The organism is Pseudomonas sp. PDM14, assembly GCF_014851905.1.
Lineage (GTDB): Bacteria > Pseudomonadota > Gammaproteobacteria > Pseudomonadales > Pseudomonadaceae > Aquipseudomonas.
On sequence record NZ_JACVAQ010000001.1, the window covers coordinates 2,120,146 to 2,146,892 of the forward strand.

Consider the following 26,747-nt stretch of genomic DNA (forward strand, 5'->3'; position numbering starts at 1 on the left):
ATGTGCCGGGCTTTTTTGTCAGGCGCTGACGATCACGCCCACCAGTAACGCACCATGTGGAAGAAGATTGGTGCGGCGAAGCACACCGAATCCAGACGGTCGAGCATGCCGCCGTGGCCTTCGATCATGTGGCCCCAGTCCTTCACGCCGCGATCGCGCTTGATCGCCGACATCACCAGGCCACCGGCGAAGCCGAGCAGGTTGACGGTCAGTGCCAGGCCGGCGGCCTGCCAGAAGCTGAACGGGGTAATCCAGCACAGCAGGGCGCCGACCAGGGTGGCCAGGGCCACACCGCCAACGAAGCCTTCCACGGTCTTCGAGGGCGACAGCAGCGGCGCGATCTTGTGTTTGCCGAACAGCTTGCCGCAGACGTACTGCAGCACGTCGGAGAGCTGCACGACGATCACCAGCCAGGCGATCAGCAGCAGGTTGCGCCCTTCGTAGCCCGGGATGTCCAGGGTCAGCAGCGCCGGCACCGCGGAGATGCAGTACACCGCGATCATCAGCCCCCACTGCACCTTCGACGCGCGCTCGAGAAAACGCGTGGTATCGCCACCCAGCGAGGCCAGGATCGGCAGCAGCAGGAACAGGTAGACCGGGATGAAGATGCTGAACATGCCGTACCAGTCGATGCCGATCAACAGGTACTGCACCGGCAGGGCGAAGTAGAACGCGGCCACCAGTGCCGGGTAGTCACTGCGCCGGGTTGGGGTCAGCGTCATGAACTCGCGCAGGGCGTAGAACGACACGCCGTAGAACAGGATGATCACGCCGATATTGCCGAACAGGAAGGCGATACCGATCACCAGCACCATTACCCACCAGGCGTTGATGCGGGCGTTGAGGTTGTCGATCACCGCGTTGGGCGCGCCGCCGGAGCGGCGCTTGAGGATGAAACCGATCAGCGAGGCCAGGAGCAGGACGGCACCGATACCGGCGAACAGCAGCAGGGTATTACGATCCATCTCAGGCCTCCTCGGGCGCCAGTTCCAGCAGGGCGTTGCGCGCGCGTTCGAGGAACGCGGCCTTGTCTTCGTCGGCCAGCCGCTCCAGCGGCGCACCGAAACTCAGCGTGCACAGCAGTGGCAGCGGCAGCGCCCTGCCCTTGGGCATGACGCGGTTGAGGTTGGCGATCCATACCGGGACCAGCTCGACCTGCGGTGCGGCATTGGCCAGGTGGAAGATGCCGCTCTTGAATGGCAGCAGCGGCTCGTCACTGAGGTTGCGCGTGCCTTCGGGGAAGATGATCAGCGAGTCGCCCTGCTCCAGCGCGTCGAGCATCGGCTGCAGCGGGTTGTGCTCGGGATTGCTGCGGTCACGGTCGACCAGCACGCCGTTGAACACGTCGTTGATCAGGAAGCTGCGCAGCCCGCCCTTCTGCCAGTAATCGGCGCCTGCGACCGGACGGGTGCGCCGGCGCAGCTCGTCCGGCAGCGAGGCCCAGAGCAGGACGAAGTCGCCGTGGCTGCTGTGGTTGGCGTAGTACAGGCGCTGGACCGGCTGCGCAGTGCAGCCCAGCCAGAGCGCGCGAGCCCCGGTGAGCAGGCGTGCTCCCGAGGTGATGGCGAAGGCGGTGAGTGAAGCGAGCATGGACAACTCCTATCCAGCGAAGGAAAACCAGGGCACGACCAGGATCATGGTCAGGGCCAGAAACAGTTGCGCGGCCAGCCACAGGGCTTGCAGGCGCAGCAGACGCCAGGCGCCGCGGATGCGTGCATCCCAGGGGCGTGAGGCGTGTGTGGCGGGTTGCAGGTGCAGCTCGAGCAGGGCGCTGTCGAGCTCGGCGATACGTACCCCACGCTGCGCCGGATCCGCCGCCAGGGCGGCGAACAGCTCCGCATCGAGGGCCGTGCGGATGGCCCAGTACTTCTGCACCAGGCCAAGCAGGATCAGCAGCACGCAGGGCAGAGCCATGAGCAGGTTGCCGCGGCCGATCAGCATCGGCAGCAGTCCGCCGGCCAGGCCCAGCAGGGTCAGGCCGGTAGAAAGCTGGTCGATCTGGCGGCCGCGGCGCAGCAGGCTGGCGATCAGCAGCAAGGACATTTCAGAGGCCATGGACCACCTCGCGAATGATGGGTTGAGAGTCGGGCAGCCGCTGCATCAGTGTCAGGGCCTGCCGATGCTCGTCGCCAAGGACGATCTGCGGGCGCGCCTGGCGAATCCGTAGCAGCGCGTCGTCGACGCTCTGGCAGCCGCCGTACTGCAGCAGCCAGGCGGCAATAGCGCAGGCGCTGCGCGAGTAACCTAGCGCACAGCAGACCAGCAGCGGGCCGTGCTCGCGCAGCGCCTCGATGGCATGCGCCGCGCGCTGGCAGTCCTCTGCCGTGGGTGGCAGCAGATCCAGCAGCGGCAGCGAGCGATAGGTCGATTGCCCGGAGCTGTCCATCGGCAGCTCGGCACACAGGTCGAGCAGCGCTGGATACTGCCAGGCTTCCTGCGCACGGGGCAGACGGCCGAGCCAGATACCTGCGACCACTTCGCCGGCGTGCGGATGACGGCGCGTCCACAACCGGGAATTGATCCAGGCACCGAGCAGGTAAGGCGCAAACAGCCAGCGTGCCGCCAGGGTCAGGCGGCCATCAGCCTGCTTCTGGAAGCCGGCCTGGCCGACGCCGAGGTAGTTCAGCGCCACCAGCAGCAGCGCCGTCGCCGGCCACAGCAACCACAATGCGAAACCACCCAGGCTGACTGCCAATGCGCTGCACAGCGCCGCGCCGAAGGCGTAGCGCAGGGCCAGACGCCAGCGTTGCAGCACGCGCGTGGTCTGCCAGCCGAGCAGCGGGCGGATGCCCTCCTGCGGCCACAGCCAAACGCATAGCAGGCCGGCCAGCACGCCCGTGGGCACGTCGATGAAGTGGTGTTGCCAGGTGGTCAGCACCGAAATCCCGATCAGCGCCATCCAGCCATGCATCAGGCCGCGCAACAGCAGGCCGCGGGTGTGCTGGGCGAACATCACCCAGATCACCACCAGCAGCGCGATGTGCAGCGAAGGCGCCTGGTTGAAGGGCTTGTCGAAGCCCATCAGCACATCGAACATCCAGCCGAAGGCGCCGCTCAGCTCCGGGCGCTCGAAGGTGAAGCGCAGCGGCCAGAGCAGGAAGCAGGCAACGCAGATCAGTTGGGCGCTGAGCAGGCGCAGGGCGTGGCGATCCATCTCGCGTCGGCTGCTGGGCAGCAGGAAGGACAGGCCGTAGAGCAGGTCGATCGACCAATAGGGCACGATGGTCCAAGGCCACAGCGGCGTCTGGCTCTCCCAGGCGAAGACCAGGCTGCCGACGTCGCTGCGCTGCTGGGTCAGCCAGTTGGCGAAACCGTAGCTGGCGAAAAACAGCGGGCCGAGCAACAGCAGCCAGAGCACCCCACGCTTCCACAACCCGGTTTCTCGTGCAGTGGAGTCGCTGTTCATCAGGACACCCGCTGCGCCAGGGAGACGCTGAAGATGCCCCACTCGTCGATGCGTTGGGTGATCTTGCGAAAGCCTGCGGCCTCGACCAACTGATCCATTTCCGCCTGGCTGCGGCGGCGCATGACCCAGGGCTGGCCGTCACGGTGGCTGGTCAGCGCACGGGCGATCAGCTCCAGTTGCGGGTGCCACGGCTGGCCGGTGTAGACCAGGTAACCGCCCTCTTCCACCGCGGCGGCCAGGCCGGCCAGCGAATCGCCGACCATCTGGTTGCTGCCGAACAGCTCGTAGAGGCCGGAGACCACCGCCAGCGTCGGCTTCGGCTCCAGGGCAGCGAGATCGGCCTTGTCGAAGGCATCGCCTTTGACGAAGCGGGCGATGGCGCCAAGGCCTTTCTGTTCGATCAGCGCGGCGCCGTCGCGCACATTGATGTCGCTGTAGTCGCGCAGCAGGATGGCGTCCGGCTTGTGCTCGAGGCCGTCGAGGGATTCGAGGATGTAGCGGCCGTGACCGGCGGCGATGTCGACGATGCGCACGGCCTTGCTCTGTTCGCGCAGATTGGCCATGGCCAGGCGCAGCAGCTCTTCGGCGTGCACCTTGCGCTGACGAATGCCGCGCCAGCCGATGGAGTTCAGGTAGTTCTGGTCGATCAGCCGGCCCAGTGCGCCCTTGCCGCTGGGATGGTTGCGGTAGACGTAGTCCAGCGTGCTGCCGGAGTCGAAGCCGGTGGCGAAGCCCAGTTTGACGCCGTCGGCCAGACCGCTGCCGAGCTTGAGGCCGGCGCGGGTGCTGCGCCAGTAGAGGTCGGCGAGGGAGTTCTTCGGCAGCGGCGCGGCCAGCGTTTCCGATTCGGCGCAGGTCAGGCCGAGACGGTCGGCATCCAGCAGCGAAGGGCGGCTGAGCGGTTCCTCGAAGTTGCGCAGGATAAAGCGCCGCGCACGGACCAGGGCATGGGCGCGGTCGCGCTCGCCCAGGGTGTCGTGGAAGAAGCCGGGCAGGATGTGTTTCTCCTTGCGCAGGCTGCCCAGGCGTTCGAAGAACTGTTCCTGCGGTTTACGGTGGACGACGAAGTCGGCCCCGGAGATCAGCAGCTGCGTGGGGATCTGGATCGCCTGGGCGTCAGCCACCACGCGGTCGGCTGCTTCGTAGAGGCCGAGCAGCATGTTCACCGAGATCGGTCGTGTGATCAGCGGGTCGTTCTCGAACGAGGCGATGCGCGCCGGGTCATGGCTGAGGAAGCGCGCCTTGACGTAGCTGTTGACGAAGAAATTGCCGCGCCAGGCGCGCATCAGCTTGAGGCCGGGGCGGGCGAAGGGTACGTAGAGCTTGACCTTGAAGGCCGGCGAGGCGAGCACCAGGGCGCGAATCTTCGGCGCGTAGTCGTGGGCCCAGGTGGACACCACCACCGCGCCGACACTTTGTGCCAGTACGGCCATGTCTTCGACGGCGATACCGTGGCGCGTGGCGATGTGGTCGATGAAGGTCTGCACGTCACGCACGCTGGTGGCGAAGCTCGGGCTGTCGCCGCGCGCACCGGGCGACAGGCCGTGGCCGCGGGCGTCCCAGGCGTAGAAGTCGAAGTCGGCGAGGTCGAGTTCATCGACCAGATGGGCCATGCGTCCACCGTGTTCGTGGCCGCGGTGGAACATCACCACGGCGCGGCGCGGCGTGCGGATATCGGCGGTGGTGGCGGGCCAGTGGCGATAAAGCAGCTCGACGCCATCGTGGGTGGTGAAAACGAGGTTCTGGGCTTCGCGCATCGAAATGTCCTTATTCCGAATGGGAGGGTTGTGCGACTTCGGCCAGGCCTTGGCGCACGCGGTTGAACAGGGTGTACAGCAACAGGGCGAGGATCACCGCCAGCGCGCCGTTGATCCAGGCGGCGGCCAGCAGCCCGCAGGCCACGCCGGCGCCGAGCACGCCAAAGCAGAAGGCGCGGTCGCTCTTGCCCATCGGCCCGTCATAGCGCCGCGAGGCGCCGACCATCGGCCCGAGCACGCCGGTGTATTCGCTGATCACCGCGAACAGCACCACGAGGATCACCAGCAGCGGCGAAACCCCGGGCAGCAGGGCGAACGGCAGGTACAGGGCACTGTCGGCGATCACGTCGCAGAGTTCGTTGAGGTAGGCACCGAGTCTGGACTGTTGGCCGAATTCGCGGGCGAGCATGCCGTCGACGGCATTCAGCGCCATGCGCAGGATCATCCACAGCGGGATCAGGGCGAACAGCCACAGCTGCTCGCTGAACAGGGTCAGCAGAACGCCAAGCAGAACCGAGACGATACCGGCGACGAGGGTCACCTGGTTGGCGGTCACGCCGCGTGCGTGCAGGCGGGTGACGCCGGGACGCAGCAGGTTCTGGAAGCGCGGTTTGAGCTGGTAAATCGACAGCATGTAGAAATTCCTTTTCAGCAGCCCGGCGGGTTCGCCGTAGCTTATTCCTTTGCGGCCAGCACCGGCGTGCGCCGCTCGCCTATTTGCCGATATGGGCGGCGCTATCGAGAAAACTTATGCCCCGCAGTGGAGGTAACTGTTTTTAGGCTAAAAACCATGAAAATCAGATAGTTGAGCTGATTAATGGCGTTCTGCCGGCTTTTCGTGCACAGCTTATCCACAGCGGTGTCAGGCCACGCTGGAGACGTCTGTGGCGGCCACTTCCACGGCGTCGCCGGTGATTTGTGCCTGGGTCTGGCTGACCCAGTTGAAGGCGCGTTCGTTGAGTTCGGCGATGGCCCGCGGGCCGCTGCCTTCAGCATGCATCAGCGGGCCGATGACCACCTGGATGGTGCCCGGGTACTTGGCCCAGCCCTGCTTGGGCCAGAATTCGCCGGCGTTGTGGGCGATGGGCAGCACCGGCAGGCCGGCGTTCACCGCCAAGGCTGCACCGCCACGAGAAAACTTGCCGATCTGCCCCGGCGGAATCCGCGTGCCCTCGGGGAACACCAGCACCCAGGCGCCCTGCTCGATGCGCTCGGCACCCTGCTTGGCCAGCTGCTTGAGCGCGGCCTTGGGGTTGCTGCGGTCGATGGCGATCGGCCGCAGCATGGCCATCGCCCAGCCGAAGAACGGCACATACAGCAGCTCGCGCTTGACCACCTGCGACAGCGGCTCGAAGAACGCGGAGAGGAAGAAGGTTTCCCACGTGCTCTGGTGCTTGGCGAGGATCACGCAGGGCGTGTCCGGGATGTTTTCCAGGCCGTGCACTTCATAGCGGATGCCGACGACCACCCTGGCCAGCCAGGTGGCACTGCGGCACCAGGTCTGGATGACGAAGCGGTAGCGCGCGCGAAATGGCAGGAACGGCGCGACGAACACGCAGAGGATGCACCAGAAGAAGGAGCTGGATGACAGCAGCAGGTAGAAGAAGAAGGTTCTGATGGCCTGCACTGTCGTCATGGGGCTCGGGTTCTCTAGAGAAGAAGCTGATCGGCGATGGCCGCCAGATCATCGAATATCAGGGTTCCCGCTGGCAATGGCTTGCCCAGGGTCCGTTCGCCTTTGCCGGTTTTTACCAGCACTGGCTGGCAATGGACGGCCACCGCCGCCTGCAGGTCACCCGCGCTGTCGCCGACGAACCAGGTTCCTGCCAGTTCCGTGCCGTAGTGCGCAGCGATCTGCCGGAGCATGCCGGGTTTCGGCTTGCGGCAGTCGCAGCCATCGTCCGGGCCATGCGGGCAGTGCACGATCAGGCCGACATCGCCGCCCTGCTCTGCCACCAGTTGGCGCAGCCGGGCGTGCATCGACTCGAGAGTGGGCAGGTCGTAGTAGCCGCGCGCCAGGCCCGATTGGTTGGTGGCCACGGCCACGGTCCAGCCGGCTTTGCTCAGGCGCGCTATGGCGTCGATGGCGCCGGGGATCGGCAGCCATTCGTCGAGGGATTTGATGTAGGCGTCGGAGTCTTCGTTGATGACGCCGTCACGGTCGAGAATCAGCAGTTTCATCGGAGCGGTTTCCGTTCCGTTGGGTGGTTGAGCGGAGCGCTATGCATGGCGTGGGCAAGATGGGTATCGGGACTGCGCCCTCAACCCATCCGCCGTTTCCTCAGCCGAGCAGAGAGATATCGGCAACGCCGAAGAACAGCCCGCGCAGGCGCGCCAGCAGGGCATAGCGGTTGGCGCGTACCGAGGCGTCCTCGGCGTTCACCAGCACCGCGTCGAAGAACGCGTCCACTGGCTCGCGCAGGCCCGCCAGGCGTTCCAGTGCTTCACGGTAGCGACGCTCGGCGGCCAGTGGCTGCACCGCGTGATCGGCCTGCTGGATCGCCGCGTACAGGGCGAATTCGCTGGGGTTGTCGAAGTAGTGCGCCTCGACGCTGGCCGGCAGCTCACCCTCGAACTTGCCGAGCAGGTTGGACACGCGCTTGTTGGCGGCGGCCAGGGCGGCGGCATCCGGCAGCGAGCGGAACATCTGCACCGCCTGCACGCGCTGGTCGAAGTCCAGCGGCGAACCGGGGTTCAGAGCACGCACGGCCTGGTACACGGCAACGTCCACGCCTTCGTCTTCGTAGCGCGCACGCAGGCGGTCGAAGATGAAGTCCTGCACCTGTGCGGCCAGGCCGTCGGCCTTGACCTTGTCGCCGAACAGCTGGATGGCGAAGGCGATGGCGGCGCTGAGGTCGAGGTCGAGGTCCTTCTCGATGAGGATGCGCAGTACGCCGAGCGCGGCGCGGCGCAGGGCATACGGATCCTTGGAACCGGTGGGCAGCATGCCGATGCCGAAGATGCCGACCAGGGTGTCGAGCTTGTCGGCCACGGCCACGGCGGCACCGGTCAGGGTCTGCGGTAGCTCGGCGCCGGCGCCGCGCGGCATGTACTGCTCGTTCAGCGCCTGGGCCACGTCGTCCGGCTCGCCGTCATTGAGGGCGTAGTAGTAGCCGGCAATACCCTGCATTTCCGGGAACTCGCCGACCATCTCGGTGGCCAGGTCGCACTTGCACAGCAGGCCGGCGCGAGCGGCACGCTCGGCGTCGCCACCGATGCGCTCGGCGATGAACGCGGCCAGCCTGGAGACGCGTTCGGCCTTGTCGAACACGGTGCCGAGCTGGGCCTGGAACACCACGTTCTGCAGGCGCTGGTTGAAGGTTTCCAGCTTCTGCTTCTTGTCCTGCTTGAAGAAGAACTCGGCGTCGGTCAGGCGTGGGCGCACGACCTTCTCGTTACCGGCGACGATCTGCGCCGGGTCCTTCGATTCGATGTTGGCCACGGTGATGAAGCGCGGCAGCAGCTTGCCGTTGCCGTCGAGCAGGCAGAAGTACTTCTGGTTGTCCTGCATGGTGGTGATCAGCGCTTCCTGCGGCACCTCGAGGAAGCGTTCCTCGAAGGAGCAGACCAGCGGCACCGGCCATTCGACCAGGGCGCTGACTTCGTCGAGCAGGGCCGGCGGGACGATGGCGCTACCGTTCTCGGCGCGGGCCAGTTCCTCGACGCGGGCGGCGATCTGCGCGCGACGCTCGGCGAAGTCGGCGATCACGTAGGCGGCGCGCAGGTCTTCGGCGTAGCTTGCCGGGCTGCCGATGGCGACGTCACGGTTGGCGTGGAAACGATGCCCGCGCGAAACGCGGCCGGACTTCTGCGCGAGGATCTCGCAGTCGATCACCGCGTCGCCGAAGAGCATCACCAGCCACTGGCTCGGGCGGACGAACTCGGTCTTGCGCGCGCCCCAGCGCATGCGCTTGGGAATCGGCAGGTCGTTGAGCGAGGCTTCGACGATGCCAGGCAGCAGGCCGGAAGCCGGCTGGCCGGCGATCGACTGGCTGAATTTCAGTTTCGCGCCGCTGCGGTCGATCTCGGCGAGGTCGACGCCGCACTTCTTGGCGAAGCCCAAGGCGGCCTGGGTCGGGTTGCCGTCGGCATCGAACGCCGCCTGCACGGGCGGGCCGTCGAGGTTGACGGTGCGATCCGGCTGCTGCGCGGCCAGCTGCCCGACCAGCACGGCGAGGCGGCGCGGCGCGGCGTAGACGCGGGCGTTGGTGTAGCTCAGGCCTGCAGTCTTGAGACCTTTTTCGATTCCAGCGAGGAAGGCGTCACCGAGGCTTTTCAGCGCTTTCGGTGGCAGCTCTTCGGTGCCCAGTTCAACCAGAAAATCCTGAGCGCTCATTATTCGGCCTCCTTCAACTGAGCCAGCACTTCATCACGCAACTCCGGCGTGGCCATCGGGAAGCCGAGCTTGGCGCGGGCCAGCAGGTAGCTCTGGGCGATGCTGCGCGACAGCGTGCGCACGCGCAGGATGTACTGCTGGCGCGCGGTCACCGAGATCGCGCGGCGGGCATCGAGCAGGTTGAAGCTGTGCGAGGCCTTGATCACCATTTCATAGGCTGGCAGCGGCAGCTTCAGCTCCATCAGGCGGTTGGCCTCGGACTCGTAGAAGTCGAACAGGTCGAACAGCTTGTCGACGTTGGCGTGCTCGAAGTTGAAGGTGGACTGCTCCACTTCGTTCTGGTGGAACACGTCGCCGTAGGTGACCTTGCCGAACGGGCCGTCGGAGTAGACCAAGTCATACACCGAGTCGACGCCCTGCAGGTACATGGCCAGGCGCTCAAGGCCGTAGGTGATCTCGCCGGTGACCGGGTAGCACTCGACGCCACCGACCTGCTGGAAGTAGGTGAACTGGGTGACTTCCATGCCGTTGAGCCAGACTTCCCAGCCCAGACCCCAGGCGCCGAGGGTTGGCGATTCCCAGTTGTCTTCGACGAAGCGGATGTCGTGCACCAGGGTGTCGACGCCGATGCGGCGCAGCGACTCCAGGTACAGGTCCTGAATGTTGTCCGGGTTCGGCTTGAGCACCACCTGGAACTGGTAGTAATGCTGCAGGCGGTTGGGGTTCTCGCCGTAGCGGCCGTCAGCCGGGCGCCGCGAGGGCTGCACGTAGGCAGCGTTCCAGGTTTCCGGGCCGATGGCGCGCAGGAAGGTGGCGGTGTGGAAGGTACCTGCACCCATTTCCATGTCGTAGGGCTGCAGGATCACGCAACCCTGTTCGGCCCAGTAGCTTTGCAGGGCAAGGATCAGACCTTGGAAGGTGCTTACGTCGGGCGTTGTCTGGCTCACGAATTTCACCGGTATCGGGGTGTTGGCATAAAGCCGCGCAGTATACCCGATGAAACCCGCACGGGAGATGGCGGCCGCCAGGCCGGGAGATCGCGCAAAGTCGGGTGCTGCCTGCGTTGCCCGGCGGGTGTTGATCAGCCAGTGCGCACGGGATGCGATGGACCCTGTAGCATTACGCCCCTTGCCAGTACCGGCAGCGCTTACTCAGGCCTTTTCCATGTCAGTCGAACCTCTGCCCTCCGCCGCCACTGCCGCTCGCGACGAGTTTCTCGCCCTGCTGGAAATCAGCGTGGTGCAGAACACCCTGGTCAAGCTGCTGCTGAGCAAGTACCAGGGCGAGGAAGCCGAGCTGCAGCGCCTGACCATTCGCCCGGTAACGGTCAAAGGCCAGGCCTGCCTATCGTTCGTCTCCACCTACAAGACCCGCGACCTGACCAAGAACCTGCCTGTGGCCGAAGCCCTCGCACATATCGCCAGCCTGCTGCCGGCGGCGTTCAAGAACGCCCACCTGCTGTCGCTGACCGAGGATGTGCAGCTGACCTTCGGCAAGAAGGACAAGGCGCGCCTGTTCGTCGGCAAGGCTACCGAGCGCGAGGCGCCGGCCGCCGGCCATGACCGGGAGAAGAAGCGCTTCCTCGAACTGAGCCGACCGTTCCTCTCGGATCTGGGAGTGACCACCGCCAAGCACGAACTGGTGCCGGCGATGGCGCGCAAGTGGAAGCAGATCAACAAGTTCATCGAGGTGTTTTCCCACGCCCTGAGTCACTCGCCGCTGCAGCAGCGCGATCCGCAGCTGCCGATCCATGCCGTCGACTTCGGTTCGGGCAAGGGCTACCTGACCTTCGCCATGCACGACTACCTGCGCAACAGCCTGGGCCTGCAAGGCCAAGTCACTGGTGTGGAGCTGCGCGAAGACATGGTGCGCCTGGGCAACACGGCTGCCGCCCGCCTGGAGCAGCCGGGGCTGCGCTTCGAGCACGGCGATGTGCGCACCTACACCCCCGCCGCCATCGACGTGATGATCGCCCTGCACGCCTGCGACGTGGCCACCGACTACGCCCTGCACCTGGGCATTCGCAGCGGCGCGGCGATCATCATGTGCTCGCCCTGCTGCCATAAGCAGATCCGCCCGCAGATGCATACGCCGGCCATGCTCAAACCCATGCTGCAATACGGCGTACACCTTGGCCAGGAAGCCGAGATGGTCACCGACAGCCTGCGCGCCCTGCTGCTGGAAGCCAGCGGCTATGAGACCAAGGTGTTCGAGTTCGTCTCCCTGGAGCACACCAACAAGAACAAGATGATTCTGGCGGTGAAGCGCCCCGAGCCGGTGGAGCCGAGTGCGCTGCTGGAGAAGATCCAGGGCATCAAGCAGTTCTACGGGATTCAGGAGCACTGCCTGGAAACCCTGTTGCAGGCGGACGGGCGCTTTTAACGGTCACCTCGTGCTCTGCGCTACAGTGCGGCACGACTCCCTTTGGATGTAAACGCCATGCCGCGCTGTTTCTGGTGTAACGACGATCCGCTGTACATGACCTATCACGATGAAGAGTGGGGCGTGCCGCAGCGCGACCCGCAATGGCTGTTCGAAATGCTCTTGCTCGAAGGCTTTCAGGCCGGGCTGTCGTGGATCACCGTGCTGAAGAAGCGCGAGCACTACCGCAAGGTGTTGTTCGGCTTCGACGCGCAGCGCCTGGCGCGCCTGACCGATGACGAGATCGAGACCCTGATGCAGGACCCGGGCATCATCCGCAACCGCCTCAAGCTCAAGTCCGCGCGACAGAACGCCCAGGCCTGGCTCAAGCTGGAAGACCCGGTGACGCTGCTCTGGTCCTTCGTCGGCGGTGCGCCGAAGATCAATCACTTCAGCGGCCGTGGCGACGTGCCGGCGGTAACCCCGGAAGCCGAGGCGATGAGCAAGGCTTTGAAGAAACTGGGCTTCAACTTCGTCGGGCCGACCATCTGCTACGCCTACATGCAGGCCGCCGGCATGGTCATGGACCACACCCGCGACTGTGACCGCTACGCTCAATTGAGCTGATCTGCCGAAGGCTCTGCGCCGCGCTTTTCCACGGAGCCTGACGGCGGCGTTGGTGCTGCCGGCAGCGCATGGCTGGACCGGGCGGTCACAATCGCTACAATGCCCGGCTTTATTTACTCGGGAGTGCTCCGTGGAGAAGCTCAAAGGCGCGCTGGTCGTCGGTCTGCTGCGTCTGTTCGCCCTGTTGCCATGGCGCGCGGTGCAGGCCATTGGCGCGCTGATCGGTTGGTTGAACTGGAAACTGCCGACCCGCTCGCGCGAGGTGGTGCGCATCAACCTGCGCCACTGCTTCCCGCACATGGACGAAGCCACCCGCGAGCGTCTGGTTGGCGAGAGCCTGCGCGATATCGGCAAGACCTTCACGGAAAGCGCCTGCGCGTGGATCTGGCCGTCGCAGAAAGCCTTTACCCTGATTCGCCATGTCGAAGGCATGGAGGTGCTGCAGCAGGCACTGGATACCGGCAAGGGCGTGGTACTGATTACCAGCCACCTGGGCAACTGGGAGCTGCTGTTGCAGTACGTCAGCTCGCTGTGCAAACCAGTGATTCTCTACCGTCCACTCAAGCTCAAGGCTGTCGACGACATGCTGGTCAAACAGCGTGTGCGCCTGGGCAATAGCGTGGCGCCGTCCACCAAGGAAGGCATTCTCGGCCTGATCAAGACCGTGCGCCGTGGTGGTGTAGCCGGGATCGCCGCCGATCCGGAACCGAGCCTCTCCAGTGGCGTATTCGTGCCCTTCCTCGGCGTTCCTGCATTGACCAGCAAGTTCGTGCCATCGCTGGTCAATGGGCACAAGGCGACCGGCGTGTTTATGCATGCCCTGCGCCTCGACGATGGCAGCGGTTATCGCCTGGTATTCGAAGCGCCTGCCGAAGCGTTGTACGGCGATGATGTGGAAGCAGCCGTGGCGGCGCTCAATGCCGGTATCGAAAAACAGGTGCGCGCCGCCCCCAGTCAGTACATGTGGACGATGAAGCGTTTCAAGAAGCGCCCGCCTGGCGAAGAGAAGTGGTATTGATCCGGCGGCGGTTAGTCAGTACCGTTTGAGCCACTTCATTCCAGCAGTCGACAGGATAGTCATGGATAACAAGCGCGATCACCTGCGTACGCCGCTGAAAGTCCAGCTGCGCATCGACCACCCGGTGCATGGCCAACTGCTGGTGATGACCCGCGATATCTCCGAGACCGGCGTGTTCGTGGTGGTCGACGATGCGCAGAGCCTGCTGCAGGTCGACGAGGAAGTCAGCGGTCAGGTCCAGGGCCTGCCGATCGAGGCGCCCATCCTGAAGATGAAGGTGGTACGGGTCGAGCCGCTCGGCGTCGGCCTGAGCTTCCTGGAAAAGCAATAACGCCCCGCTCGTCCGCGCCGGCCTGAAGGTTGGCGCCCTGCCGAATCGAACCGAGCTAGTCGCTACCCCGTTCCGGGTGTTGCTTGTCCAGCTTGCGCAGGAATACCTGCATCTCCTTTTCCGTCTGCTTGTCACCGCGCTTGCGCGCCACTTCCAGGCCGTTGTGCCAGGCCTGGCGCGCTTCCTCGATCAGCCCCTGGCTCTGGCAAGCCTTGCCGAGCAGCTTCCACGCCGCCGAATAGCCGGGGTCGAAGCCCAGGCATTTCTGCAGGTGTTCGGCGGCCTGCGCCGGCTCGCCGGCGTCGAGGTAGCCTTTGCCCAGGCCAAAGCGCAGCAGGGCGTTGTCGACGCCCTTGGCCAGCATTCTCTCCAGGGATTCGAGCATGGGTGACTCCGTGTCAGAAGAAGGTCAGGCCGACCTGGAACAGGCGCTCCACGTCGCGGATGTACTTCTTGTCGACGAGGAACAGGATCACGTGGTCACCGCTCTCGATGCGCGTGGCGTCGTGGGCGATCAGCACTTCCTCGTCGCGGATGATCGCGCCGATGGTGGTGCCTGGCGGCAGGTCGATTTCGCCGATGGCCTTGCCCACCACCTTGCTCGACTTGGCGTCGCCGTGGGCGATGGCCTCGATGGCTTCGGCCGCGCCGCGTCGTAGCGAGTGCACGCTCTCGATGTCGCCGCGGCGCACGTGGGTCAGCAGGGTGCCGATGGTGGCCAGCTGCGGGCTGATGGCGATGTCGATGTCGCCGCCCTGGACCAGGTCGACGTAGGCCGGGTTGTTGATGATGGTCATCACCTTGCGCGCGCCCAGGCGCTTGGCCAGCAGGGACGACATGATGTTGGCCTCGTCGTCGTTGGTCAGGGCGAGGAAGATGTCGGCGTCGTTGATGTTCTCTTCCACCAGCAGGTCGCGGTCGGAGGCGCTGCCCTGCAGGACGATGGTGCTTTCCAGGCTGTCCGAGAGGTGGCGGCAGCGCGCCGCATTCATCTCGATGATCTTCACCTGGTAGCGGCTTTCGATGGCCTCGGCGAGGCGCTCGCCAATGTGCCCGCCGCCGGCGATCACCACCTTCTTGTAGCTGTCCTCGAGGCGGCGCATCTCGCTCATCACCGCGCGGATGTGCGCCCGGGCGGCGATGAAGAACACCTCGTCGTCGGCCTCGATGATGGTGTCGCCCTTGGGCATGATCGGCCGGTTGCGGCGGAAGATTGCGGCGACGCGGGTGTCGACGTTGGGCATGTGCTGGCGCAGTTGCTTGAGCTGCTGGCCGACCAGGGGCCCACCGTAGTAGGCCTTGACCGCGACCAGCTGAGCCTTGCCCTCGGCGAAGTCGATGACTTGCAGCGCGCCGGGGTATTCGATCAGGCGCTTGATGTAGTTGGTCACCACCTGTTCGGGGCTGATCAGCACGTCGACCGGGATGTGCTCGTTGTTGAACAGCGCCTCGCGGGTCAGGTAGGCCGACTCGCGCACGCGGGCGATCTTGGTCGGCGTGTGGAACAGGGTGTAGGCGACCTGGCAGGCGACCATGTTGGTTTCGTCGCTGTTGGTCACTGCCACCAGCATGTCGGCATCGTCGGCACCGGCCTGGCGCAGCACCGTGGGGAACGAGCCGCGGCCTTGCACGGTGCGGATGTCGAGGCGGTCGCCGAGGTCGCGCAGGCGGTCGCCGTCGGTGTCGACCACGGTGATGTCGTTGGCCTCGCTGGCCAGGTGTTCCGCCAGTGTGCCGCCAACCTGGCCGGCGCCGAGAATGATGATTTTCATGCGCTTCCTTTCCTCAGCCGCGGGCTGCCGCGGCGATCTTGATCAGCTTGGCATAGTAGAAGCCGTCATGGCCGTCGACCTGTGGCAGCAGCTGACGGCCGTGAGCCGGTTTGAGGCCGGCGGTAGGCTGGCCGGGCGGGGCGGCGATATCCAGCTCACGGGCGCCCGGTGTGCGAGCGAGGAAGGCGGCGATGGTGTCGCTGTTCTCCGGCGGCAGCACCGAGCAGGTGGCGTAGAGCAGCACACCGCCGACCTCCAGCGTCGCCCACAGGGCATCGAGCAGCTCGCCCTGCAGCACGGCCAGCGCGGCGATGTCGTCGGGCTGGCGGGTCAGCTTGATGTCCGGGTGGCGACGGATCACCCCGGTGGCGGAACACGGTGCATCGAGGAGGATGCGCTGGAACGGCTTGCCGTCCCACCAGTGCGCCGTGTCACGGCCATCGGCGGCGATCAGCGTGGCATCCAGACCGAGGCGCTCGAGGTTCTCGCGCACCCGCAGCAGACGATTGGGTTCCAGGTCGAGGGCAATCACTTCGCTCAGCCCTGGCTCGGCCTCGAGCAGGTGGCAGGTCTTGCCGCCGGGCGCGGCGCAGGCATCCAGTACGCGCTGACCGGGCGCCAGGTCGAGCAGGTCGGCCGCCAGTTGCGCAGCCTCGTCCTGCACGCTGACGCGGCCTTCGGCGAAGCCCGGCAGGGTCTTCACATCCTGAGCTTCGAGCAGGCGGATGCCGTCGCGGCTGAACGTACAGGACTCGGCCGCGATGCCGGCTTCGCGCAGTTCGGCGAGGTAGGCGTCACGGCTGCCGTGGCGACGGTTGACGCGCAGGATCAGCGGCGGATGGGCATTGTTGGCGGCGCAGATCGCCTGCCAGTGCTCTGGCCAGTGCGCCTTGAGCGCCTTCTGCAACCAGCGCGGGTGTGCGGTGTGCAGCACCGGGTCGCGGTCCAGGCTGGCGAAGAGGCTTTCGCTGTCGCGCTGGGCGTTGCGCAGCACGGCGTTGAGCAGGCCCTTGAGCGAGGTCTTCTTCAGCGTGTCGATGCAGGCGACGGTCTCGCCGATGGCGGCATGAGCCGGGATACGCGTGTAGAACAGCTGGTACAGACCGACCAGCAGCAACGCCTCGACATCGCGGTCGGCGGCCTTGAACGGCTTCTGCAACAGCTTCTCGGCGAGCAGGGCCAGGCGCGGTTGCCAGCGCGCGGCACCGAAGGCCAGGTCCTGGGCCAGGCCGCGGTCCCGGGCGTCGACCTTGTCCAGCAGCGGCGGCAGGCTGCTGCCCAAAGAAGCCTTGCCGTTGAGCACGCTGGCCAGGGCGCGGGCGGCGGCCAGGCGCGGATTCATTGACCGAGAACCAGGCCTAGGGCGAACTGCTCGCGACGGCTGTTGTACAGGTCGCTGAAGGCCAGTGGCTTGCCGCCGGGCAGTTGCAGGCGGGTCAGGCGCAGGGCGCTTGCGCCGCAGGCCACGGTCAGGCCGTCGCGACTGGCGGCGATGATGGTTCCTGGTAAGCCGCTGCCTTCGCCCAGGCTGGCGGCGAGCACCTTGAGCGGCTCGCCATTCAGCGTGCTGTGGCAGATCGGCCAGGGGTTGAAGGCGCGGATCAGGCGTTCCAGCTCAAGTGCCGGGCGCGCCCAGTCGAGGCGCGCTTCGTCTTTGTTCAGCTTGTGGGCGTAGGTGGCGAGGCTGTCGTCCTGCACCTCGCCGTGCAGCGTGCCGGCCTGCAGGCCGTCGATGGCCTGCAGCACCGCCTGTGGCCCGAGTTCGGCGAGACGATCGTGCAGGCTGCCGCCGGTATCGCTGGCGGAGATCGGCGTGGTCACCTTGAGCAGCATCGGGCCGGTGTCGAGCCCCGCTTCCATGCGCATCACCGTGACACCGCTTTCAGCGTCACCGGCCTGCACCGCGCGCTGGATCGGTGCGGCGCCACGCCAGCGCGGCAGCAGCGAGGCATGGCTGTTGATGCAGCCCAGGCGCGGGATATCCAGCACCACCTGCGGCAGGATCAGGCCGTAGGCGACCACCACCATCAGGTCCGGGGCCAGCGCCGCCAGTTCGGCCTGGGCTTCGGCGGCGCGCAGGGTTGGCGGCTGCAGCACGGGGATGTCGTGCGCCAGCGCCAGCTGCTTGACCGGGCTGGGCGTGAGCTTCTGCCCACGGCCTGCGGGGCGGTCGGGCTGGGTGTAGACGGCCACCACCTGACGCCCGGCGTCGAGCAGGGCCTGCAGGTGCTGGGCAGCGAATTCGGGGGTGCCGGCAAAGACGATGCGCATGGAGGACTCGCTAGGTGAAAAGAAAAAGGCTTGCCGAGGCAAGCCTTTGGGGTTCGGCGATCAAGCCTGCTGGCGGTGCTGCTTTTCCAGCTTCTTCTTGATCCTGTCGCGCTTGAGGGTAGACAGGTAGTCGACGAACAGCTTGCCGTTGAGGTGATCGCACTCGTGCTGGATGCACACTGCGAGCAGGCCTTCGGCGATCAGTTCATAGGGCTCGCCGTGCTTGTCCTGGGCCTTGATCTTGACCTTCTGCGGGCGGTCGACGTTCTCGTAGAAGCCGGGTACCGACAGGCAGCCTTCCTGGTACTGGTCCATCTGCTCGGTCAGCGATTCGAACTCCGGGTTGATGAAAACCCGCGGCTCGCTCTTGTCTTCCGAGAGGTCCATGACCACCAGGCGCTTGTGCACATTGATCTGCGTTGCAGCGAGGCCGATGCCCGGTGCGGCGTACATGGTCTCGAACATGTCGTCGATCAGCTTGTGCAGCGCGTCGTCGAACACGGTGACCGGCCTGGCAATGGTGCGCAGGCGCGGATCGGGAAATTCGAGGATGTTTAGAATCGCCATAGGATGTTTGTGATGCACTTGTGGAATAAAGTCAAAAACCGCTGCTAATATGCTGAGCAGCTTTGAAAAACGGCTTTAAAGCCGCGTCTTCAGCGGCTTACAGGCGTCCGCCACATAATAAAGGGATTCACCGCATGAGGAAATCACTACTCGCCCTGCTGCTTCTCGCCGTTGGCGGTCTGGCCCAGGCAGAAGTGCAGCTCAAGGAAGGTCATCCGGACCGCTACACCGTGGTCAAGGGCGATACCCTCTGGGATATCTCGGGCAAGTTCCTCAGCCAGCCCTGGAAATGGCCGGAGCTGTGGCACGCCAACCCGCAGATCGAAAACCCACATCTGATCTACCCGGGCGATACCCTGAGCCTCGTCTACATCGACGGCCAGCCGCGCCTGCAGCTCAATCGCGGCGCCTCGCGCGGTACCGTCAAGCTGTCGCCGCATGTGCGCAGCACCCCGATCGCCGATGCCATCCCGACCATCCCGCTGGAGGCGATCAATAGCTTCCTGCTGAGCAACCGCATCGTCGACACCCCGGAAGAGTTCGCTGGTCAGCCCTACATTGTCGCCGGCAACGCCGAGCGCGTGGTCAGTGGCTCGGGTGACCGGATCTACGCGCGTGGCAGCTTCAGTAAAACCGACCCGGTCTATGGCATCTTCCGTCAGGGCAAGATCTACACCGACCCGGATACCAAGGAATTCCTCGGTATCAACGCCGACGACATCGGTACCGGTGAAGTCGTAGCCGAAGAAGGCGATATCGCCACCATCGCTGTTAGCCGTTCCACTCAGGAAGTGCGCCTCGGTGACCGTCTGTTCCCCACCGAAGAGCGTGCGGTGAACTCGACCTTCATGCCGAGCGAGCCGGAAGGCGACATCAATGGCTTGATTCTCGATGTGCCGCGTGGCGTCAACCGTGTCGGTCAGTTCGACGTGGTGACCATCAACAAGGGCAAGGTCGACGGCCTCAAGGAAGGCAACGTCCTCGCCGTCTACAAGACTGGCGAGACCGTGCGTGATCGCATCACTGGTGAACTGTTGAAGATCCCGGATGAGCGCTCCGGCTTGCTGATGGTATTCCGCGCCTACGAGAAGCTCAGCTACGGTCTGGTGCTCTACGCCACCCGCGACCTGGCCTTGCTCGACAAGGTGAAGAACCCGTAAAACCCCGAACCCCCGCACTGCGGGGGTTCTGCTTTCTGCCCCCGCTTCGTCACCGATCAAGGATGATCGCCATGACCCCGATATCGCCCTCCGAACTCGAGGCGCGTCTGCGTCTGCACTGCCTGCCCGAACTCGGGCCACGGCGTTTTCGCCGCCTGCTCGATGCCTTCGGCTCTGCCTCCTCCGCGCTCAGTGCACCCGCCGCTGCCTGGCGAGCCCTTGGCTTGCCGGCCGCATGTGCCGAAGCGCGGCGCAGCCCGCTGGTTCGCCAGCGTGCCGCCGAGGCGCTGGCCTGGCTGGAGCAGCCGGACCAGCATCTGCTGATGTGGGACCACGCGGAATACCCGGCGCTGCTGGCCGAGCTAAGCGACGCCCCGCCGCTGCTGTTCGTGGCCGGCGATCCAAGCCTGCTCGAGCGGCCGCAGCTGGCCATGGTCGGTAGCCGTCGCGCGAGCCGGGCCGGGTTGGACACCGCCAGTGCCTTCGCCCGCAGCCTGGCAGGCGGTGGGTTCGTCATCACCAGTGGCCTGGCCCTGGGGATCGATGGCGCGGCGCACGAGGGTGCCCTGGCCGTCGCCGGCAAGACCGTGGCCGTACTCGGCACCGGCCTGCTGCGGCTATACCCGCAGCGGCATGTCGGCCTGGCTGCGCGGATCGCCGCCGAAGGTGGGGCGCTGGTCTCGGAGCTGCCGCTGGATTGCCCGCCACAGGCGAGCAACTTCCCGCGGCGTAACCGCATCATCAGCGGCCTTTCTCTGGGTGTGCTGGTGGTCGAGGCGAGCCCTTCCAGTGGTTCGCTGATCACTGCGCGCCTGGCGGCCGAACAGGGCCGCGAGGTGTACGCCATCCCCGGCTCGATTCACCATCCCGGCGCACGTGGCTGCCATCAGCTGATCCGCGACGGTGCGACCCTGGTGGAAAGCGTCGAGCACATTCTCGAAGCCCTGCGTGGCTGGCAGACGCCGCTACCGTCAGCCGAGCCCGAGGTAACCGATGAACATCCGCTGCTGGTACAGCTGCGTGCGGCGCCGCACAGCAGCGAGAGCCTGGCGCTCGCCTGCGGCCTCGACCTGGGCCAGACCCTGGCTGCCCTGACCGATCTGGAGCTGGAAGGGCGCGTCACCTGCGAAGCCGGGCGCTGGGTACACCGCGCCGGCTGAGCTAGGTACACTCGCCGCCAGATGAATCGGTGGGGGTGGATGATGCACAGGTGGCGAGTACAGCGAATGGCGCAGATCGTGCGCGCGGGTGGGGTCATCGCCTATCCGACCGAGGCCGTCTGGGGCCTGGGCTGCGACCCGTGGGACGAGCTGGCGGTGGACCGCCTGCTGGCGCTCAAGGAGCGGCCGATGCACAAGGGCCTGATCCTGGTCGCCGACAACATCCACCAGTTCGACTTCCTCCTCTACGACCTGCCCGAGCGCTGGATCGAGCGCCTGGCCGGCAGCTGGCCGGGGCCGAACACCTGGCTGGTGCCGCACCAGAACCGGTTGCCGCAGTGGATCGTTGGTGAGCACGACAGCGTCGCCCTGCGTGTCAGCGCGCACCCGCTGGTGCGTGACCTGTGCGCACTGACCGGGCCGCTGGTGTCGACCTCGGCCAACCGCAGCGGCCGCCCTGCCGCCCGCTCGCGCCTGCGGGTGCAGCAGTACTTTCCCGCTGAGCTCGACGGCGTGCTCGGCGGCGCCCTCGGTGGGCGCAAGAACCCCAGCCTGATCCGTGACCTGCGCAGCGGCGACGTGATTCGCCCCTCCTAGAGCGCGTACTCAGGGCAGGAGGATGGTCGAGCCGGTGGTCTGCCGGCTGCTCAGCGCGTCGTGCGCCTTGGCCGCGTCGGCGAGGGCGAAGCGTTGGCCGATCTCCACGCTGAGGCTGCCGTCAGCGACCAGGGCGAACAGCTCGTCGGCCATGGCTTGCAGGCGTTCGGCGGTGTTGGCGTAGGAGAACAGCGTCGGTCGTGTGACGTACAGCGAGCCCTTCTGCGCGAGGATGCCGAGGTTGACCCCGCTCACCGCGCCCGAAGCGTTGCCGAAGCTGACCAGCAGGCCGCGTGGGGCCACGCAGTCCAGCGACATCTCCCAGGTGTCCTTGCCGACCGAGTCGTAGACCACCGGACACTTTTGCCCGCCGGTCAGCTCCAGTACCCGTTGCGGCACGTTCTCGCGGCTGTAGTCGATGGTCGCCCAGGCGCCATTGGTGCGGGCCAGCTCGGCCTTTTCCGCGGATGACACGGTGCCGATCAGCTGCACGCCGAGGGCGCGCGCCCACTGGCAGGCGAGCAGGCCGACACCGCCGGCGGCGGCATGCCAGAGGATGGTCTGGCCGGCGCGTACCTCGAAGGTCTGGCGCAACAGGTACTGCACGGTAAGCCCCTTGAGCATCAGTGCGGCGGCCTGCTCGAAGCTGATCGCGTCGGGCAGGCGTACCAGGCTGGCAGCCGGTAGCACGTGCAGCTCGCTGTAGGCGCCGAGCGGGCCGGTGGCGTAAGCGACGCGGTCGCCGACGCGGAACTGGCTGACCTCGCTGCCCACCGCCTCGACTTCCCCCGCGCCCTCGGTGCCGAGCCCGGAGGGCAGCGCTGGTGGCTGATAGAGACCGCTGCGGTAGTAGGTGTCGATGAAGTTCAGGCCGATGGCGCGGTTGCGCACGCGCACCTCCTGCGGGCCTGGTTCGGCGGCGCTGTAGTCGAGGTAGTCGAGCACGTCGCTGGCGCCGTGGCGGGAGAACTGGATACGTTTGGCCATGTCGTGCGCTCCGTCTGCAAAGATTGCCATCCAAGCGCTTGGGCTGATCCCCGTCAAGCCTTGGGCGGGGGTGGCGATGGTATGCTTGCGCCCTCCTTTTCGATCATCCGGGTTGATGCCGTGAGTGAACGTACCGAGGCCGTGAAGGCCTATCTGCTCGATCTGCAGGACCGTATCTGCGCCGCCCTCGAAGCCGAGGATGGCCGCGCCAGTTTCTTCGAGGATGCCTGGGAACGGCCCGCGGGTGGCGGTGGCCGCACCCGCGTGCTGGAAAACGGCGCGTTGATCGAGAAGGGTGGGGTCAACTTCTCCCATGTGTTCGGCGACAGCCTGCCGCCGTCGGCCAGCGCCCATCGCCCGGAACTGGCCGGGCGTGGCTTCGAGGCCTTGGGCGTGTCGCTGGTGATCCACCCGGAGAACCCGCACGTGCCGACCTCCCACGCCAATGTGCGCTTCTTCAGCGCCGAGAAAGAAGGCGAGGAGCCGGTCTGGTGGTTCGGTGGTGGCTTCGACCTGACCCCCTACTACGGCAACGAAGAAGACTGCGTGCACTGGCACCAGGTCGCCCGCGACGCCTGCGCGCCGTTCGGCGACGACGTCTATGCGCGTTACAAGGAATGGTGCGACCGCTACTTCCACCTCAAGCACCGCGGCGAGCCGCGCGGCATCGGCGGGCTGTTCTTCGATGACCTCAACCAGTGGGACTTCGACACCAGCTTCGCCTTCATCCGCGCCATCGGTGATGCCTACATCGACGCCTACCTGCCCATCGTGCAGCGGCGCAAGGCCACGCCATTCACCGAACAGCAGCGCGAGTTCCAGGCCTTCCGCCGTGGGCGCTACGTCGAGTTCAACCTGGTGTTCGACCGCGGCACGCTGTTCGGTCTGCAGTCGGGCGGGCGTACCGAGTCGATCCTCATGTCGCTGCCGCCGCACGTGCGCTGGGGTTACGACTGGAAGCCCGAACCGGGCAGCGAGGAAGCGCGCCTGACCGAGTACTTCCTCACCGACCGCGACTGGCTCGGCCTGCAGGGCTGAGCCGCGCATGCGCATCGAGCGGCTCGACCATCTGGTGCTCACCGTGGCGGACATCGAGGTCACCTGTGACTTCTACAGCCACGTGCTGGGCATGCGCGCCATCCGCTTCGGCGAAGGGCGCACGGCGCTGAATTTCGGCGAGCAGAAGATCAACCTGCATCAGCGCGGCGCCGAGTTCGAGCCCAAGGCCGAGCGGCCCACGCCCGGCTCGGCCGACCTGTGCTTCATCGTCAGCACTGCGCTGGAGCAGGTGATCGAGCACCTGCACGCCTGTGGCGTGGCCATCGAAGAGGGGCCTGTCGCGCGCACCGGCGCGACCGGACCCATCGTCTCGGTGTACATTCGCGATCCCGACCGCAACCTGATCGAGCTGTCCCGCCCGCAATAGCACCCTGGAGTGCTGCTCGCGGCGAGTCGCCAGCCCGAATCGGTTGAGCCCGGCGGCCCGCTTCGCGCCAGCCAGTGTCTGCGCCCGAGAGGGGCTGCTCGCGGCGGTCTCCATCATTCGCGTACACCGTCCACTGCCGGCGGCATACGAATCAACTCGGAAGGTGATTCATGGATCGCTATGGCGTATTCGGCAATCCCATCGGCCACAGCAAGTCGCCCCTGATCCACCGCCTGTTCGCCGCACAGACCGGCGAAGCGCTCAGCTACGAGCCGCTGCTGGCGCCGCTCGACGACTTCGCCGGGTTCGCCCGCGCGTTCTTCGCCGAAGGCCGTGGCGGCAATGTCACCGTGCCGTTCAAGGAAGAAGCCTTTCGCCTGGCCGACGAACTCAGCGAGCGTGCGCGCCGCGCAGGTGCGGTGAACACCCTGAAGAAGCTCGACGATGGCCGCCTGCTCGGTGACAACACCGACGGCGCGGGCCTGGTTCGCGACCTCACGATCAACGCCGGCCTCGACCTGAACGACGCGCGCATTCTTCTGCTCGGTGCCGGCGGCGCGGTGCGCGGGGTGCTCGAGCCGCTGCTGGGGCAATCGCCGCAGGCGCTGGTGATCGCCAACCGCACGGTGGCCAAGGCCGAGCAACTGGCCCACGAGTTCGCCAGCCTCGGTCCGGTGGCCGCCAGTGGTTTCGACTGGCTCAGCGAGCCGGTCGACTTGATCATCAACGGCACCTCGGCCAGCCTGGCCGGCGAGCTGCCGCCGCTGGACGCCAGCCTGATCCGCCCTGGTCACACGGTCTGCTACGACATGATGTACGGCAAGGAGCCGACCGCGTTCAACCGCTGGGCCACCGAGCACGGCGCTGCGCGCTGCATCGATGGCCTGGGCATGCTGGTCGAGCAGGCCGCCGAGGCGTTCTTCCTCTGGCGCGGCGTGCGCCCCGACAGCGCGCCGGTGCTGGCCGAACTGCGCCGCCAACTGGTCTGATCACGATGCCGTATCTGCTGATCGTCACCGTTCTCTGGGCCTTTTCCTTCAGCCTGATCGGCGAGTACCTGGCGGGTCGCGTCGACAGCGATTTCGCCGTGCTCGCGCGGGTCGTCGTGGCGGCCCTGGTGTTTCTGCCGTTCACCCGCTGGCGCGGTTTGCCGCTGCGGTTGCTGGCCGGATTCTGGCTGGCCGGCGCTCTGCAGTTCGGCATCACCTACCTGTGCCTGTACCGCAGCTTTCAGGTGCTCACGGTGCCCGAGGTGCTGCTGTTCACCGTGCTCACGCCGATCTACGTGACCCTGCTCGACGATGCCCTGGTACGTCGCCTCAACCCCTGGGCGCTGGTCGCCGCGCTGGTGGCGGTCGGCGGTGGCGTGATCATTCGCTTCGAGCCGCTGGAAGGCGAGTACCTGATCGGCTTCCTGCTCCTGCAACTGGCCAACGTCACCTTCGCGGCTGGCCAGGTGCTGTGTCGCCGCCTGCTGCTGCGCTATCAGCCGGAGCAGCCGCTGCACTGCTTTTTCGGCCACTTCTTCCTCGGCGCCATGCTGCTGGTGGTGCCGTCGTTCCTGCTCTTCGGCGATGCCGGCAAGCTGCCGCAGACTGCCGTGCAGTGGGGCGTGCTGCTGTGGATGGGGCTGTTCGCCACGGCGCTGGGGATGTTCTGGTGGGTCAAGGGCAGCACGCGGGTGGATGCCGGCACGCTGGCGGTGATGAACGAGCTGCACGTGCCGGCCGGGCTGGTGGTCAACCTGCTGATCTGGAACCGCGACGCCGACCTGCCGCGCCTGGCCCTGGGCGGCGCGATCATCCTCGCCTCGCTGTGGCTCAGCCGTCTCGGTCGGCGCCCCGCGCTGGCCTGATCAAGCTGGCCATCAGTATCCAACGGGCGACCTGACGACAGGTTTCAAGCGCGCGGCGGCTTTCCGTATACTGCGCCGGCCGGCAAGGACCGCTCTGGCTTCCCATTCCCAGCCCAGTGGAGCGCCTTAGTGAACATTCTCCAGTCCGTCCTGAGCGTCCTGCTCCTTGGCCTAGTGGCCGCCACTGCCAACGCCGCGCCCGCCGCCGGCAAACCGACCCAGGAACTGGCCTCCGGCAGCGCCCTGCTGGTCGACCTGAACACCAACCAGGTGCTCTATTCGAGCAATCCCAACCTGATCGTGCCGATCGCCTCGGTGACCAAACTGATGACCGCGATGGTCACCCTGGACGCCAAGCTGCCGCTGGACGAAGAGCTGCCGGTGATCATCCGTGACGTGCACGAGATGCGTGGCGTGTATTCGCGCGTGCGGGTCGGCAGCCAGATCAGCCGCCGCGAAATGCTCCTGCTGACCCTGATGTCCTCGGAGAACCGTGCCGCCTCCGCCCTCGCCCACCATTACCCGGGTGGCGTGCCGGCCTTCGTCGCGGCGATGAACGCCAAGGCCCGTGCTCTGGGCATGACCTCCACACGCTACGCCGAGCCGACTGGCCTGTCGGAGAAGAACGTGTCCAACGCCAGCGATCTGGTCAAGCTGCTCAAGGCCAGCCAGCAGTACCCGCTGATCGGCCAGTTCAGCTCCACCCCGGAGAAGACCGTGGCTTTCCGCAAGCCCAACTACACCCTGGGTTTTCGCAACACCAACCGCCTGGTGCACAAGGCCGACTGGAGCATTCAGCTGACCAAGACCGGCTTCACCAACAAGGCGGGCCACTGCCTGGTGATGCGCACCGTGATGAACGGTCGGCCGGTGGCCTTCGTGGTGCTGGATGCTTTTGGCAAATACACCCACATGGCCGACGCCAACCGCCTGAAGAAATGGGTGGAAACCGGCCGCATCACCCCGGTGGCGCCGGCCGCACTGGCCTACAAGCAACAACGTCAGGTGGAACGCGCGCGGACCATGCAGGCGTCGCAGTAGGCGTCGGTTCGTCGCACAAAAAAGCCCGGCTCTATGCCGGGCTTTTTTGTTTCTGTGAGTCAGCTGGCCGGGATG

The 26,747-nt window shown here is 66.1% G+C and carries 28 protein-coding genes; 12 read left to right on the top strand and 16 right to left on the bottom strand.

Annotation, left to right across the window (positions count from 1 at the left end; translation table 11 throughout):
- Nucleotides 1–32 precede the first annotated feature (32 nt).
- The 10 genes from IB229_RS10000 to glyQ form a co-directional block, all read right to left on the bottom strand.
- Nucleotides 33–965, bottom strand: coding sequence for a phosphatidate cytidylyltransferase (locus IB229_RS10000; RefSeq protein WP_192327728.1), 933 nt, complete (start codon nucleotides 963–965; stop codon nucleotides 33–35).
- A 1-nt stretch (nucleotide 966) separates the two neighbouring features.
- The gene (locus tag IB229_RS10005) at nucleotides 967–1,590 is read right to left on the bottom strand and encodes a lysophospholipid acyltransferase family protein (protein WP_192327731.1); all 624 of its coding nucleotides are present in this window, start codon (nucleotides 1,588–1,590) and stop codon (nucleotides 967–969) included.
- Nucleotides 1,591–1,599: 9 nt separating this feature from the next.
- Nucleotides 1,600–2,055, bottom strand: a complete 456-nt coding sequence (locus tag IB229_RS10010; RefSeq protein WP_192327735.1) for a hypothetical protein — start codon at nucleotides 2,053–2,055, stop codon at nucleotides 1,600–1,602.
- Nucleotides 2,045–3,406 carry a phosphatase PAP2/dual specificity phosphatase family protein gene (locus tag IB229_RS10015; RefSeq protein WP_192327738.1) on the bottom strand — a complete coding sequence of 454 codons (1,362 nt, stop codon included), beginning with the start codon at nucleotides 3,404–3,406 and terminating at the stop codon, nucleotides 2,045–2,047. Before IB229_RS10015 ends, IB229_RS10010 begins: the two co-directional genes overlap by 11 nt.
- Nucleotides 3,406–5,163, bottom strand: a complete 1,758-nt coding sequence (locus IB229_RS10020; RefSeq protein WP_192327741.1) for a bifunctional alpha/beta hydrolase/class I SAM-dependent methyltransferase — start codon at nucleotides 5,161–5,163, stop codon at nucleotides 3,406–3,408. The genes IB229_RS10015 and IB229_RS10020 overlap by 1 nt, the downstream gene beginning before the upstream one ends.
- A 10-nt stretch (nucleotides 5,164–5,173) precedes the next feature.
- Nucleotides 5,174–5,797 carry a CDP-alcohol phosphatidyltransferase family protein gene (locus tag IB229_RS10025; protein ID WP_192327744.1) on the bottom strand — a complete coding sequence of 208 codons (624 nt, stop codon included), beginning with the start codon at nucleotides 5,795–5,797 and terminating at the stop codon, nucleotides 5,174–5,176.
- Nucleotides 5,798–6,025: 228 nt separating this feature from the next.
- Entirely contained in the window at nucleotides 6,026–6,799 is a 774-nt protein-coding gene (locus IB229_RS10030; RefSeq protein WP_192327746.1) for a lysophospholipid acyltransferase family protein, read from the bottom strand.
- A gap of 14 nt (nucleotides 6,800–6,813) precedes the next feature.
- The gene (gene gmhB, locus IB229_RS10035) at nucleotides 6,814–7,344 is read right to left on the bottom strand and encodes a D-glycero-beta-D-manno-heptose 1,7-bisphosphate 7-phosphatase (protein ID WP_192327751.1); all 531 of its coding nucleotides are present in this window, start codon (nucleotides 7,342–7,344) and stop codon (nucleotides 6,814–6,816) included.
- 100 nt (nucleotides 7,345–7,444) lie between these two features.
- Complete coding sequence (gene glyS, locus IB229_RS10040) at nucleotides 7,445–9,499, bottom strand: glycine--tRNA ligase subunit beta (protein WP_192327753.1); 2,055 nt, start codon at nucleotides 9,497–9,499, stop codon at nucleotides 7,445–7,447.
- Nucleotides 9,499–10,446, bottom strand: coding sequence for a glycine--tRNA ligase subunit alpha (gene glyQ / locus IB229_RS10045; RefSeq protein ID WP_192327757.1), 948 nt, complete (start codon nucleotides 10,444–10,446; stop codon nucleotides 9,499–9,501). The genes glyS and glyQ overlap by 1 nt, the downstream gene beginning before the upstream one ends.
- A gap of 217 nt (nucleotides 10,447–10,663) precedes the next feature.
- Here glyQ and IB229_RS10050 point away from each other — a divergent pair, with 217 nt between their 5' ends.
- From IB229_RS10050 to IB229_RS10065, 4 genes are all read left to right on the top strand, one after another.
- Nucleotides 10,664–11,881 (top strand): class I SAM-dependent methyltransferase, encoded by a 1,218-nt coding sequence (locus IB229_RS10050; protein ID WP_192327759.1) that lies wholly within the window; start codon nucleotides 10,664–10,666, stop codon nucleotides 11,879–11,881.
- Nucleotides 11,882–11,938: 57 nt separating this feature from the next.
- Nucleotides 11,939–12,487 carry a DNA-3-methyladenine glycosylase I gene (locus tag IB229_RS10055; protein WP_192327762.1) on the top strand — a complete coding sequence of 183 codons (549 nt, stop codon included), beginning with the start codon at nucleotides 11,939–11,941 and terminating at the stop codon, nucleotides 12,485–12,487.
- A gap of 130 nt (nucleotides 12,488–12,617) precedes the next feature.
- Nucleotides 12,618–13,505 carry a lysophospholipid acyltransferase gene (locus IB229_RS10060; protein ID WP_192327765.1) on the top strand — a complete coding sequence of 296 codons (888 nt, stop codon included), beginning with the start codon at nucleotides 12,618–12,620 and terminating at the stop codon, nucleotides 13,503–13,505.
- A gap of 61 nt (nucleotides 13,506–13,566) precedes the next feature.
- Complete coding sequence (locus IB229_RS10065; RefSeq protein WP_192327768.1) at nucleotides 13,567–13,836, top strand: PilZ domain-containing protein; 270 nt, start codon at nucleotides 13,567–13,569, stop codon at nucleotides 13,834–13,836.
- Between the two features lie 55 nt (nucleotides 13,837–13,891).
- Here the strand turns inward: IB229_RS10065 and IB229_RS10070 are convergent, their stop codons facing one another.
- Genes IB229_RS10070 through def form a run of 5 tightly spaced genes read right to left on the bottom strand, consistent with a single transcriptional unit; the run spans nucleotide 13,892 to nucleotide 18,446 of the window.
- Nucleotides 13,892–14,221 carry a tetratricopeptide repeat protein gene (locus IB229_RS10070; RefSeq protein ID WP_192327771.1) on the bottom strand — a complete coding sequence of 110 codons (330 nt, stop codon included), beginning with the start codon at nucleotides 14,219–14,221 and terminating at the stop codon, nucleotides 13,892–13,894.
- Between the two features lie 13 nt (nucleotides 14,222–14,234).
- Complete coding sequence (trkA, locus tag IB229_RS10075) at nucleotides 14,235–15,608, bottom strand: Trk system potassium transporter TrkA (RefSeq protein WP_192327774.1); 1,374 nt, start codon at nucleotides 15,606–15,608, stop codon at nucleotides 14,235–14,237.
- Between the two features lie 13 nt (nucleotides 15,609–15,621).
- Nucleotides 15,622–16,950 (bottom strand): 16S rRNA (cytosine(967)-C(5))-methyltransferase RsmB, encoded by a 1,329-nt coding sequence (gene rsmB / locus IB229_RS10080; protein ID WP_192327776.1) that lies wholly within the window; start codon nucleotides 16,948–16,950, stop codon nucleotides 15,622–15,624.
- Nucleotides 16,947–17,879, bottom strand: a complete 933-nt coding sequence (gene fmt / locus IB229_RS10085; protein WP_192327779.1) for a methionyl-tRNA formyltransferase — start codon at nucleotides 17,877–17,879, stop codon at nucleotides 16,947–16,949. The genes rsmB and fmt overlap by 4 nt, the downstream gene beginning before the upstream one ends.
- 60 nt (nucleotides 17,880–17,939) lie before the next feature.
- Nucleotides 17,940–18,446, bottom strand: coding sequence for a peptide deformylase (gene def, locus IB229_RS10090; protein ID WP_192327782.1), 507 nt, complete (start codon nucleotides 18,444–18,446; stop codon nucleotides 17,940–17,942).
- A 134-nt stretch (nucleotides 18,447–18,580) separates the two neighbouring features.
- On the opposite strand from def, the gene IB229_RS10095 reads away from it, so the two are divergent.
- The 3 genes from IB229_RS10095 to IB229_RS10105 all read left to right on the top strand — a co-directional run bounded on the left by IB229_RS10095 (nucleotide 18,581) and on the right by IB229_RS10105 (nucleotide 21,363).
- Complete coding sequence (locus IB229_RS10095) at nucleotides 18,581–19,606, top strand: LysM peptidoglycan-binding domain-containing protein (protein ID WP_192327786.1); 1,026 nt, start codon at nucleotides 18,581–18,583, stop codon at nucleotides 19,604–19,606.
- A gap of 71 nt (nucleotides 19,607–19,677) precedes the next feature.
- Nucleotides 19,678–20,766: a DNA-processing protein DprA gene (gene dprA / locus IB229_RS10100; protein WP_192327789.1), complete on the top strand. Its 1,089-nt coding sequence runs from the start codon at nucleotides 19,678–19,680 to the stop codon at nucleotides 20,764–20,766.
- Nucleotides 20,767–20,805: 39 nt separating this feature from the next.
- A complete protein-coding gene (locus IB229_RS10105; RefSeq protein WP_192327792.1) occupies nucleotides 20,806–21,363 on the top strand; it encodes an L-threonylcarbamoyladenylate synthase in 558 nt (185 codons plus the stop codon).
- Between the two features lie 9 nt (nucleotides 21,364–21,372).
- Here the strand turns inward: IB229_RS10105 and IB229_RS10110 are convergent, their stop codons facing one another.
- Nucleotides 21,373–22,350 carry an NADPH:quinone reductase gene (locus IB229_RS10110; protein WP_192327795.1) on the bottom strand — a complete coding sequence of 326 codons (978 nt, stop codon included), beginning with the start codon at nucleotides 22,348–22,350 and terminating at the stop codon, nucleotides 21,373–21,375.
- A gap of 81 nt (nucleotides 22,351–22,431) precedes the next feature.
- Between IB229_RS10110 and hemF the strand changes: the two genes are divergently transcribed.
- The 5 genes from hemF to pbpG all read left to right on the top strand — a co-directional run bounded on the left by hemF (nucleotide 22,432) and on the right by pbpG (nucleotide 26,672).
- Entirely contained in the window at nucleotides 22,432–23,388 is a 957-nt protein-coding gene (hemF, locus tag IB229_RS10115) for an oxygen-dependent coproporphyrinogen oxidase (protein WP_225578945.1), read from the top strand.
- Nucleotides 23,389–23,395: 7 nt separating this feature from the next.
- Nucleotides 23,396–23,776 (top strand): VOC family protein, encoded by a 381-nt coding sequence (locus IB229_RS10120; RefSeq protein ID WP_192327801.1) that lies wholly within the window; start codon nucleotides 23,396–23,398, stop codon nucleotides 23,774–23,776.
- 170 nt (nucleotides 23,777–23,946) lie between these two features.
- A complete protein-coding gene (gene aroE, locus IB229_RS10125) occupies nucleotides 23,947–24,765 on the top strand; it encodes a shikimate dehydrogenase (RefSeq protein ID WP_192327804.1) in 819 nt (272 codons plus the stop codon).
- A 5-nt stretch (nucleotides 24,766–24,770) separates the two neighbouring features.
- Complete coding sequence (locus IB229_RS10130) at nucleotides 24,771–25,631, top strand: carboxylate/amino acid/amine transporter (protein WP_192327807.1); 861 nt, start codon at nucleotides 24,771–24,773, stop codon at nucleotides 25,629–25,631.
- A 159-nt stretch (nucleotides 25,632–25,790) separates the two neighbouring features.
- Nucleotides 25,791–26,672, top strand: coding sequence for a D-alanyl-D-alanine endopeptidase (pbpG, locus tag IB229_RS10135; RefSeq protein ID WP_225579108.1), 882 nt, complete (start codon nucleotides 25,791–25,793; stop codon nucleotides 26,670–26,672).
- Nucleotides 26,673–26,747: the final 75 nt, after the last annotated feature.